The 4,245-nt window shown below is 37.7% G+C and carries 6 protein-coding genes; 4 read left to right on the forward strand and 2 right to left on the reverse strand.

The genetic code is table 11. The features are described 5' to 3' along the window. On the forward strand, positions 1-463 hold a 463-nt coding region (locus VMW81_10280; protein ID HUU51326.1), incomplete at its 5' end, for a cytochrome c family protein. Between the two features lie 226 nt (positions 464-689). Here VMW81_10280 and VMW81_10285 read toward each other — a convergent pair. Together VMW81_10285 and VMW81_10290 are read right to left on the reverse strand one after the other, a co-directional pair. Continuing rightward, positions 690-839: a hypothetical protein gene (locus VMW81_10285; GenBank protein HUU51327.1), complete on the reverse strand. Its 150-nt coding sequence runs from the start codon at positions 837-839 to the stop codon at positions 690-692. Continuing rightward, the gene (locus VMW81_10290) at positions 832-1,272 is read right to left on the reverse strand and encodes a hypothetical protein (protein ID HUU51328.1); all 441 of its coding nucleotides are present in this window, start codon (positions 1,270-1,272) and stop codon (positions 832-834) included. The genes VMW81_10285 and VMW81_10290 overlap by 8 nt, the downstream gene beginning before the upstream one ends. Positions 1,273-1,483: 211 nt before the next feature. On the opposite strand from VMW81_10290, the gene VMW81_10295 reads away from it, so the two are divergent. The 3 genes from VMW81_10295 to VMW81_10305 form a co-directional block, all read left to right on the forward strand. After that, positions 1,484-2,647, forward strand: a complete 1,164-nt coding sequence (locus tag VMW81_10295) for an acyl-CoA dehydrogenase family protein (GenBank protein HUU51329.1) — start codon at positions 1,484-1,486, stop codon at positions 2,645-2,647. Positions 2,648-2,659: 12 nt separating this feature from the next. Further along, a complete protein-coding gene (locus VMW81_10300; protein ID HUU51330.1) occupies positions 2,660-3,409 on the forward strand; it encodes an electron transfer flavoprotein subunit beta/FixA family protein in 750 nt (249 codons plus the stop codon). A gap of 24 nt (positions 3,410-3,433) precedes the next feature. Then, positions 3,434-4,245, forward strand: an 812-nt coding sequence (locus VMW81_10305; GenBank protein HUU51331.1) for an electron transfer flavoprotein subunit alpha/FixB family protein, incomplete at its 3' end; no start/stop codon positions are given.

The following is a 4,245-nucleotide window of genomic DNA, read 5'->3' on the forward strand; positions in this document are numbered from 1 at the left end:
TAGTTCTGATGGGCTTATTAGATTTAAAGTTAAAGTAACCAATGCAGGAGCTGGTCATTATCTCCCCACAGGACTTACCTTTGTCAGACAGATGTGGCTTCATGTAATCGTCAAAGATGAAAAGGGTAATATTGTATTTGAATCTGGCAAAGTTGATAAAAAAGGTAACATTGATCCTGAAGCAGTAATTTATAGATCCGTTCTAGGAGATAAAGATGGAAAGCCCACATATTTTTTACCAGGAGCTAAAATCATAATCTCAGACTATCGAATCTCTCCTATGGGCTATAAAAAAGAAGCTTACTCTTTTCCGTTAAAAAAAGGAGATCGACCTCCTTTAACAGTGAATGCTGTTCTACAATACAGAAGCGCTCCACAATCGCTTGTAAATTCCCTTTTAGGAAAGGATGCTCCAACTATTCCTATTCTTGACATGGCAGAAGCATCTGCAACGATAAAATAAAATTAACATCGATAGAGTTATTTTTGTCTACCGCTGTCTTGGACCTTATCGATTGAAATCCTCAACAAGTCTAACTCTTCACATCTACCTTAATGGTTTTCTTCTTACTTAATTTTTTCTTTGGTATCAAGATCTCAAGAACTCCCCTGTTATATTTGGCTTTTAATCCCTTAGATTCTACTATAATTGGTAGATGGATTATCCTATGAAATCTTCCATAAAATCTCTACCTCGTAAGATAACCATCAACCTTTTTTCCTATATCCCCTTTTCTTTCTCCTGAGATAGCTAAGACATGACCGTCAAAGGATATAATGGTTCCATGAAAATTTTTTAAAAGATGGAAGATAAGGTTCTGAATTGAAATATTAATCAAAAATATCTTCTAAAGGAGTGGGATAGCTAACAACCTCTTTTTTTCTACGAACAAATACATACAAAATTCCAGAAACATAGAGATCAACAAAAAACATCTTGTTTCTTCTCGCCATAAACCTCATCGTTTTACACGCTAATTTTGGAACCCCATAGATAACGGGAACAATTAGGAATATGGTGAAAATTCCTAAAGCGATCTGTTTCATGAAAAATAAATAAATAGCCATTAAAACAATAGCTATAGGAATGTTGTTGAGAACAAGACCTAAGAGCCTTAAGAATACAGGACAATATTTTTCTAAATGTTTTACACCTACCTGCGTGGACCACCAACTGTTAGATAAGGTCATATCTAATAACCATGATATTTCTCTCCTCTTTTCCGCTGTCCTTATTTTATTAAAAAATGTATCAGATATAGTCAGAGTCATGTATTCTCTCTACTTTTTATTGATAATGTTGAATCTCTCAATATTTAATTTACTCTGAAAATTTATTATTTTATACTTATTTGAATTGACGATTTCTGTCAAGTCTTTTTATAACTTGAAGGACCTAAGATAAAACTTTTAAAAAGTTATTGCCTCTTCTTTTTATTTATGCTAAAAACAAAAAACTTTTATCTTTAAGAGGAGGATTTTAATGGACTATTTCCTGACTGATGAACAAAAAGAGATTAGAAATCTAGCCCGCCAGATTGCCGATGAAAAGATTGCACCTGTTGCCATTGAATACGATGAAAAGGGAGAGTTCGCATGGGAAATAGTTGAGATCTTGGCAAAATCTGATCTCTGCGGTCTATACATCGATGAAAAATATGGAGGATTAGGTGGAGGAGTCTTTGAACTCTGTCTTGTTACAGAAGAACTAAGTAGGGCATGCGGCGGAATCGCTCTTTCCATCGCCGCAACTGCACTGGGAGCATTTCCAATCATCCTTAGTGGTTCTGAAGATCAGAAGGAAAGATATCTTCCTGATATAGCAAAAGGAAAAAAACTTGCAGCCTTTGCTATCACTGAGGCTGATGCTGGAAGCGATGTCGGTGCCATGCAGACCACAGCTCGTAGGGAGGAAAATTTTTATATACTAAACGGTACCAAACAGTGGATAACAAATGCAGGAGAAGCAGAAATCTATGTAGTCATTGCTATGACAAATAAGAGCAAGGGACCAAGGGGAGCAAGTGCCTTTATTGTAGAAAAAGGATTTCCTGGAATATCCTTTGGTAAAAAGGAAAATAAGATGGGAATCAGATCTTCTGCAACAAGGGAGGTCATTTTTGATGATTGCAAGGTCCCAAAGGAAAATCTCCTCGGTGGTGAAGGTAAAGGTTTTATAATAGCTTTAAAAAACTTTGACCATTCTAGACCAGGGGTAGGAGCTCAAGCTATTGGAATTGCTCAAGGGGCATTAGAAAAAGCTGTTCAATATGCCAAGGAAAGGGAACAGTTTGGAAGCCCCATATCATCCTTCCAAGGAATACAATTCATGCTCGCAGATATGGCCACTCAGATCGAAGCTGCCAGAGCCCTTGTTTATTCTGTGGCTAAAGCTATTGACAGCGGCCAAAAAGGGTTTGCAAAGGAATCAGCCATGGCAAAGCTGTTTGCCTCAGACGTGGCTATGAAGGTAACGACTGATGCGGTTCAGATATTCGGTGGTTATGGATATATGAAAGAATATCCTATTGAAAAGATGATGAGGGATGCCAAGATTACTCAGATCTACGAGGGAACAAATCAAATACAGAGGAGCATCATAGCCCATGCATTAATTAAAGAGGCAGCCAGTAAAAAGAAGAAATAGCAGGGGTAACAAATGAAAATTATAGTTTGCGTGAAAGATGTCCCTGATACTGAATCCAATATAAGGATTACTCATGATGGTAAAGGGATAGAACAAGAAAGCGTAACATTTATCCTCAATCCTTATGACGAATTTGCTGTTGAAGAGGCTTTGAGGATAAAAGAATCAATTGGTGGAGAGGTAACGGCGCTCACCCTGGGCCTGCAATCCGCTGAAAGAGTCCTAAGAGCATGCTTTGGGTTAGGTGTTGATAATGGCATTTTAATTAGAGATGATAGCTTTACAAACGACCCCTTCCTTACTGCCTCCGCCATTGCGTCTTATCTAAAGAACATATCCTTTGACATCCTTTTGTTTGGTAAAAAAGGAGTTGACCTTAATTATGGCCAAGTAGGAGTTATGACCGCAGAAATATTGGGGATACCATCTGTTTCTGCAATAACCAAGCTAGAAATTGGAGAGAGTAAAGTCCTGTGCCATAGAGAAGCTGAAGGAAACGTTGAGAAACTTGAAGTGCCCCTTCCGGCTGCCTTTACTGCTGAAAAAGGCCTCAACGAACCTCGATACCCTTCCTTAAAATTAAAGATGCAAGCAAAGAAAAAAGAGATTCAAGTAGTAGAAGCTCAAAAGACTGACTCGAGAATAAATTTAGTCAAAATGGAATATCCTCCTAAAAGACCGGAAGGTAAGATTATTGAAGATAACCCAGAAGCAGCATCAAAGCTTGTAGATTTTTTGCATAATGAGGCAAAGGTCTTTTAGCTCATAAACTGAAAGGACTCATAGATGTCAATATTTGTATTTGCTGAACAAAAAGATGAAGAATTCAAAAAGTGTGTTTACGAAGCAATAAGCCTTGGCAGAGGCTTTGGAGATAAGCTTGGAATGGAGGTTACTGTATCAGCAATTGGCAATAATATAAGCAATATCGTACAAAAATTAAAAGATTATGGCGCTGACATAATAAATATTGTTGATGATCCGTCCTTAAAAAACTATTTACCCGAGTTATACACAGATATCCTTGTTGAACAAATAAAAGAGTCCGGCGCTAAAATAGTCATTTTAGGATCAACATCAATAGGGCTTGATCTTGCTTCTCGCATCGGAGCAAAATTAGAAGCCTCGGTTGCTACAGATTGTATAAATATTGAACTAGAAAATGGCCAGATAATCGCCTTTCGTTCGATCTATGTTGGCAAGGCAATAGGAAAGGTAAAATTTGAAAAGGAACCAGCAATCCTGACTCTTCGGACAAATGTGTTTCCCATCATAAAAAAGGAAGGAAAGGGAGATACGGTAACAAAAGAGTTGAATAAAGATTTATCTCAAACAAAAATGGTTATAAAAGAGATCATAAAATCCTCAAAGGGGAAAAAAGATATAGAAGAAGCAGAAGTTATCGTTTCTGGTGGAAGAGGGATGAAGGGACCAGAACGCTTTTCTATTCTAGAAGAGTTGGCTACTCTTCTTGGGGGAGCAGTTGGAGCTTCAAGGTCGGTTGTTGATTCTGGATGGCGAGGCCATGAGGATCAGGTTGGTCAAACAGGAAAAACAGTTTCTCCTACTCTATATATCGCTTGTGGCATATCAGGGTC

This window comes from Nitrospinota bacterium (assembly GCA_035528715.1).
GTDB lineage: Bacteria > JADFOP01 > JADFOP01 > DATKYB01 > DATKYB01 > DATKYB01.

Excerpts from the sequence above, each read along its gene's own strand:
- VMW81_10290 (HUU51328.1), bottom strand. The coding sequence starts at position 1,272 with ATGACTCTGACTATATCTGATACATTTTTTAATAAAATAAGGACAGCG.
- VMW81_10295 (HUU51329.1), top strand. The coding sequence starts at position 1,484 with ATGGACTATTTCCTGACTGATGAACAAAAAGAGATTAGAAATCTAGCC.
- VMW81_10300 (HUU51330.1), top strand. The coding sequence starts at position 2,660 with ATGAAAATTATAGTTTGCGTGAAAGATGTCCCTGATACTGAATCCAAT.